Source organism: Nitrosospira multiformis (assembly GCF_003050865.1).
GTDB classification, from domain to species: domain Bacteria; phylum Pseudomonadota; class Gammaproteobacteria; order Burkholderiales; family Nitrosomonadaceae; genus Nitrosospira; species Nitrosospira multiformis_E.
Genome location: NZ_QAOK01000059.1, coordinates 1 through 5,872 on the forward strand (window position 1 = coordinate 1; position 5,872 = coordinate 5,872).

A 5,872-nucleotide genomic window follows, 5' to 3' on the forward strand; every position below is an offset into this window, starting at 1 on the left:
GACGGAGTAACTATATTGCTGGGGGGATAAAAGAATACACGGGAAGCCATAGCCCGCTATTTGCCTGGCTTTTACCCCACCCATTCCCAACCCTTGCCCGTGAGGGCAAGGGCTGTCTCCCCACTCCCGTCGCCCCCAGGGGCGAGGCGAGGAGAGTCCGAATGAGAGGATGTGATCCTTCACAGCCGCTCCTTCATCAACCATCTCTTCAAGGAGGCAATCATGACACTCGCTAGCAGTTTCCGTAATCCTGCAGTTTTCCGTTCCGCACATCCACTGTCCGATGAACAGATAGCGTGGGTTGCACCCTCGATCTTTGCCCAGGGCAAGCATTACAGCCGCTCCGACCGGTACGCCTATATTCCTACCAGCCAAATCCTGCGAGGCCTGCGCCATGAAGGATTCGAGCCTTTCATGGTTTGCCAGGCGCGCGTGCGGGATGAGGGAAAGCGGGAATACACCAAGCATATGCTTCGTTTGCGCCATGCAAGCCAGATCAACGGCGAGGAAGCAAACGAGATCATCCTGCTCAACAGCCATGACGGGAGCAGTTCCTACCAGATGATGGCCGGAATGTTCCGTTTCGTGTGCGCCAATGGAATGGTGTGTGGAGACACCCTGCATGATGTGCGGGTGCGGCATAACGGTGATGCCGTGAACACCATCATAGATGGAGCATATACTGTACTGGAGAGCTTCGAGACAGTCGGTGAACAGCTCGAAGAGATGAAATCGCTCACGTTGAATGAAGGCGAACAAGCGGCTTTCGCACGCGCCGCCTTGACCCTCAAATATGAAGATGCGGAAAAATCGGTGCCAATTACGGAAAGGGATTTACCGACGCCCCGGCGTTTTTCAGATCGCGCAAGCGACATGTGGACGACCTTCAGCCGTGTTCAGGAAAACATGATCAAGGGCGGAATACGAGGGCGGAACAAATCCGGGCGCTCCATGACCACCCGTGCCGTGAGCGGCATTGACCAGAACGTGAAGCTCAATCGTGCCTTGTGGGTGCTGGCCGAGGAAATGAGAAAGTTGAAATAGCTGTATTACGGGGAGGGGCTAGTTTGTTTAGTCCCTCCATGTAGAGGTGTAGAGTATTGCCCAACTACAAGCTTCCTATTGTCCTTCCAGCCACTTTCTCGATTCTTCCCGCGATGGCTTTCGCAGTCCTTTCACTTGATCCTTATTCATAAATCCCAATCTTGTTACGGCATGGAAGTTAGATTAATACTTCTTGAAAGCTCATACTGCGCGGTAAGCGACACTCTTGTTTTAAGAAACGTTCTCTTCGCAGAATAGCCCGTCTTCCGCATGGCTCAACCACTACGCCATTTTGATCGAGAACATTACCTTTTGCCCCGCTACAGCTCACGAATGTCCCTTAGCAATCTCACAATATCCTAGACCAGGCCGTGACGGGACGCTAAAATGCGCGCCGTTCCACCGGTCACACAACCGGTACCCCTGATTCGGTGTGTGGCAAACCTAATTTGTTTCTCCTTTATATCCGAGCCAGACGTTGCAACCGTAGTCTGGTTTTTGGATCCTACAGACAAGGGCAATCATTTATGACTTTGGCAACTGACCAGAATCTCGACCTTGAAAAGCTGTCCCCAAATGCCAGGAGGATGTTGGAGCTTCGGGATGAGGTCCTGTGGGAATGGGCAGAAAGGGTTCGGCAATCCCTTGAGGAAGCTGAACAGCTGCCCCACCCGATCCTGATCAATACTTTCCCGTCCCTATATGACAACATCGCAGAAGCGATTACCCCGGGCTACCCCAGGGCCACGGGAAATGAAAGCAACACTGTAGCGAGTGAGCATGGTGGCGAGCGCGCTAGGCTGACGAGCTACAACGTCCATTCAGTCATATTTGAATATCAGATACTGCGATGGACGATCTTTGAGGTTTTAAAGGGGAATGGCGTTCAGCTTAACGATGACGAAATTTACCGGATCAATGCTTCCATTGATGGGTCAGTGCGTGAGGCAGTAAATGCCTTCGCCCTTGCGCAATTAGCGCTGCGCGAAAGATTCATGGCCGCTCTGACCCATGACCTGAGAAATCCATTATCAAATGCAAAACTTGCTGCCCAATTGATTGAACACTCCTCAGAGTTGGACAGGATAAAGGAATTTGCAGGGCAAATTGTTGCAAGCCTCGATCGTATGGACGGAATGATTCAGGATTTGCTCGATTCGGCCCGATTCCAGAGTGGAGAACGGCTACAGCTTCGGCTCGAAGAATTCGACATGCAGGAGCTCGCGAAGGAAGTGTGTGAGCAATTCAATTTCGCGCATGGGCCGCGTTTTCAACTCATTGCCCGCTCTGCCAGAGTCTGGTGGGATCGGGAAGCCATCAAAAGGGCGATGGAAAACCTTCTTGGCAATGCCGTCAAATATGGAGCTTCTGACACTCCTGTCAGGATCAAAATTGATCCAGTACATGGACGTGTGGTACTGACCGTACATAATGAAGGAGAGCCCATTCCCAAGGGACAAATAGAGTCCATATTCCAGATATTCCAAAGAGCAGCAGCGGCAAGGGAAGGGAACAAGAAAGGCTGGGGCATAGGTTTGCCGTACGTGCGCAGTGTTGCGGAAAGTCATGGTGGAAGTATTGAAGTTGATAGTGCAGAACACCGCGGAACAACTTTCCTGATAAGCATGCCAGCGGATGCCAGGCCCTATCAGCATGCCCCAACACTCGAGGGAGAGTGATCCTGCAAGCAGAGACAGACGTAAAGCTGAATAACTTTTCCGTTTCAGCCTGAATTCTTTTTTACTCCTCGAGCGATTACATGAAAGGTGGTAATGATGCCGAAGCTCACTTTGTAATTGCTTATCTGCTTCTAGGAGGACGGGAGCAATAACGCAATACCGAAATGGGCGCTGTGCTTGTCCCCAGCACCCGAATAATTTTGCTCAACTGTAAAACCACTGCTTCACACCTCCATTCTTCGCTGAAAAGCTCTATCGTTAGAGCAAGCCTCGCACGCGCGTCCTTGCATTGATCCTTCGCCACCAGGCGACGGCAAAGCTCTGCCAAGGCATTTTTTCCTGAGTCTCAAAATATCAGCGCCCACTTGGCCCGAGCTAAGCCGTGACTAATGTTATATTGCAGAATGGGTATCGCCACAGACCCATTCTGCGCCGCGGATTTTTACTCCAACGATTCGGGAGTAATACTTGCGTGTTCCCACTTCCAGGGAATATTCTCGTTTTGCCAAAGTTCTCTTAATGCTGGGATCTCTTCCAGGTCCCAGTTTTCGTCCAGGTCCCAGTTTTCGAGTGGATCATCTAAGAAGGCATCCATACTTGTCCCCCATTTAAGTGTCTCTGTTAATTTAAGGTACAAACGGCACCAACACGTACTTCCCGTTGTTGCCTACGGCTTGCCATCAACTGATGGGGCTAACTAAGTTACTATGATCTATGCCATAGTAATTGCATCTTAAGAAATATGCTGATTCTCATCTGTACGGTGGCTCACAATAATCGTTACGACCCCTGAATCGGATGTTTCCGGCTTGCCCAGGCAGGCTGGGTGCATGCAGTTGACCCAACTACCCATCATGCCGCCAACCGGTAACAAATGCATCAGTCCCTGGAGGCGGCGGCGAACCGAAAACCTTGGATCAATGCCAATCGAGAAGCTTTACTTTAACGGGGCGTTATTTCCGCCACATGTTTCGGGAGGGGAGGGTAATCATTCCCACAGGAGGCTGGTACGAATGGCTGCCTGAAGGCGGCAGGAAACAGCCCTGGTACATCACCCGAAAGGACAGGGAGCCAATCTTCATGGCAGCGATTACGAACTACAAGCCATTCACTCATCACTCATCAGACAGTCGAAACGGGATTTGTCATCGTCACACAAGACTCCGAGGGGGAATGGTGGATATGCATGATCGGCGGCCAGTGGTCCTGCAACCGGAGGATGCCTGGCGCTGGATGGATCAGGAAACGCCGGTAGAGGAGGCGGCTTACATTGCCCAAAGCAGGTCGCTGTCGACCGAAGTCACGTGGTGACGCGCCGCGCTGATCCATATAACGACAGGAAAGAATTGCTGGAGCCTGTAAGCGCGCCAGAAAACGCATAACCTTTCCTCATTTGCTGCTTGTCATAGGCCAGTTGAGTTTTCCACGATTAGCGTTGATAGGTCTGTTGATAACTCTCTAAATCTCTGTCTCGGCTTAGGTTTTTGGGACTGCTTAAGATTACGGCAGACTTTTCGTTTCACGAAAAGCCAACAATCTAATCGAAATGCAATATTGATCTATTGCCATTTAGTGAGAGGGATAAGTGGACGGGAGTATTCAATTCGAAGAACACGCGCCTGATCTGTGGAACGAGGAACTGGAGCAGTCTCGAGAGATTCTAAAGAATTTCCTGGAAACCCTGCCGAAAGCAGAGCGGGAAGAGCTTATTGCGTTACTGGGAAATCTTTGCAAGACCTGAAGTTGGTCGCCAGATTACTAGTTCATTCGCCTCTGACTGGGTCGCGCCCTATCCATGAGACTTTTAACTGCTGCGTCCAATACCTTGGAACAAGTCGAATCCTTTTCTTTCCCGGTACAATATTTGTTGATGAAATCAGTTTGGCTCATCTCTTCGCCGTTGACTACGATGTTGTACGGATCGTCAACGTGCGGTACTTCCCGCTCGCAGGCCAATACAAAAACCCCTGGCAGAAGCCAGGCTGCTCTAATCACTGGTAGCTCCTTAGGATTGTGGTACTTCGCTTCATATTGATCTTAATAAATTTCTGCCCCTGATTACGGCATTTGGCTAATGGTCCAATAGCCATCAATGGAACGCATGACTTCCACGAATTGCTGGTAGTCGACGGGCTTTCCCATATATCCTGCAACGCCGAAATTGAAGCTGTTCAGCTTGTCCTGTTGGTCATCGGAAGTGGTCAGCACCACTACGGGAATACGTCTGAGCCTCTCGTCCTTTTTCACTGTTTGCAGGAATTCGATGCCATTCATGATAGGCATGTTCAAGTCGAGCAAAATGATACAGGGTTTCTCACTTTTCTCATTCCGCAGGTAATTTAGGGCCTCTTCCCCGTTTTCCCGGTGCACAACCTGATTCACAACATCAATTTCCTTGAGGGCACGGGTAACCCTCATCATGTCCACCTGGTCGTCCTCAACGAGAAGAATCGGTTTGTTAGTGACCCTCACAGCGGTTTCCTATACTGGGGGGGCAATTGGCGCTTAACGCTCGTAAAGAGACATGAAAGGAGGAGGGGAAGGACAAGAAAGAGAGAAGCGGAAATTGCGCCTTTGTCTCCGTCAATTAGGCAAGTTGCTAGGCATGTTTATGATACCTGCAATTGCATCAACTAGCACCTGTAATGAGACGGGTTTGGAAAGATGCGCCTGGAAACCGGCATTGAACGCTCTTGCCCGGTCTTGGGGGCGACTGAAAGCAGTGACGGCTATGGCTGGAGTGTCTCTGCCGTTATGTGCCGGCAGATTCCGCACGGCCTGCATGAACTGGTAGCCATCCATCTGAGGCATGCTGATGTCACTGATGATGGCGTCCGGCCTTTGCATCTGCACCTCCTCCAGCCCCTCCGCAGGAGTAGGAGATGCTATTACTTCGGCGCCGCATAGCCCTAGCATGAGCTTGGTGAGCGCCAGTGTGTCTTCGTTATCATCAACGACCAGCACCTTGATCCCGGAGAGGGATGGGTTTTGATTATCCATGGCAGGGGTGCGACACTTACGTATTAGTCATAATTTTATCACTCCTTCCTCAACTGATCTGCTTTAGGAATTCAGGACCAGACAGAAAGTGAGTTTTTCGGCAAACTTGACCTTGAAAGGAGGGCTGTTTGCCATGAAGAAGAAGCGGT

Annotated in this window: 8 protein-coding genes; 4 read left to right on the forward strand and 4 right to left on the reverse strand. The window is 50.7% G+C overall.

Annotation, left to right across the window (positions count from 1 at the left end; all coding sequences use genetic code 11):
• Nucleotides 1–183: hypothetical protein (locus tag C8R21_RS16210; RefSeq protein ID WP_219906695.1), on the reverse strand; the 183-nt coding region annotated here is incomplete at its 3' end.
• A gap of 39 nt (nucleotides 184–222) precedes the next feature.
• On the opposite strand from C8R21_RS16210, the gene C8R21_RS15200 reads away from it, so the two are divergent.
• The 4 genes from C8R21_RS15200 (at nucleotide 223) to C8R21_RS15740 (ending at nucleotide 4,464) form a co-directional block, all read left to right on the forward strand.
• Nucleotides 223–1,044 (forward strand): DUF932 domain-containing protein, encoded by an 822-nt coding sequence (locus tag C8R21_RS15200; protein ID WP_107763454.1) that lies wholly within the window; start codon nucleotides 223–225, stop codon nucleotides 1,042–1,044.
• 527 nt (nucleotides 1,045–1,571) lie between these two features.
• A complete protein-coding gene (locus tag C8R21_RS15205) occupies nucleotides 1,572–2,723 on the forward strand; it encodes a sensor histidine kinase (RefSeq protein ID WP_107763448.1) in 1,152 nt (383 codons plus the stop codon).
• Nucleotides 2,724–3,635: 912 nt separating this feature from the next.
• A complete protein-coding gene (locus C8R21_RS15215) occupies nucleotides 3,636–4,034 on the forward strand; it encodes an SOS response-associated peptidase family protein (RefSeq protein WP_258192452.1) in 399 nt (132 codons plus the stop codon).
• Nucleotides 4,035–4,308: 274 nt separating this feature from the next.
• The gene (locus C8R21_RS15740; RefSeq protein WP_146162522.1) at nucleotides 4,309–4,464 is read left to right on the forward strand and encodes a phosphoenolpyruvate carboxykinase (GTP); all 156 of its coding nucleotides are present in this window, start codon (nucleotides 4,309–4,311) and stop codon (nucleotides 4,462–4,464) included.
• 17 nt (nucleotides 4,465–4,481) lie between these two features.
• Here the strand turns inward: C8R21_RS15740 and C8R21_RS15220 are convergent, their stop codons facing one another.
• The 3 genes from C8R21_RS15220 to C8R21_RS15230 all read right to left on the reverse strand — a co-directional run bounded on the left by C8R21_RS15220 (nucleotide 4,482) and on the right by C8R21_RS15230 (nucleotide 5,723).
• Nucleotides 4,482–4,718 (reverse strand): hypothetical protein, encoded by a 237-nt coding sequence (locus tag C8R21_RS15220; RefSeq protein WP_107763451.1) that lies wholly within the window; start codon nucleotides 4,716–4,718, stop codon nucleotides 4,482–4,484.
• A 63-nt stretch (nucleotides 4,719–4,781) separates the two neighbouring features.
• Complete coding sequence (locus C8R21_RS15225) at nucleotides 4,782–5,195, reverse strand: response regulator (RefSeq protein ID WP_107763452.1); 414 nt, start codon at nucleotides 5,193–5,195, stop codon at nucleotides 4,782–4,784.
• Nucleotides 5,196–5,306: 111 nt separating this feature from the next.
• The gene (locus C8R21_RS15230; RefSeq protein WP_107763453.1) at nucleotides 5,307–5,723 is read right to left on the reverse strand and encodes a response regulator; all 417 of its coding nucleotides are present in this window, start codon (nucleotides 5,721–5,723) and stop codon (nucleotides 5,307–5,309) included.
• Nucleotides 5,724–5,872 lie beyond the last annotated feature (149 nt).

Excerpts from the sequence above, each read along its gene's own strand:
- C8R21_RS15230 (WP_107763453.1), bottom strand. The coding sequence starts at position 5,723 with ATGGATAATCAAAACCCATCCCTCTCCGGGATCAAGGTGCTGGTCGTT.
- C8R21_RS15205 (WP_107763448.1), top strand. The coding sequence starts at position 1,572 with ATGACTTTGGCAACTGACCAGAATCTCGACCTTGAAAAGCTGTCCCCA.
- C8R21_RS15200 (WP_107763454.1), top strand. The coding sequence starts at position 223 with ATGACACTCGCTAGCAGTTTCCGTAATCCTGCAGTTTTCCGTTCCGCA.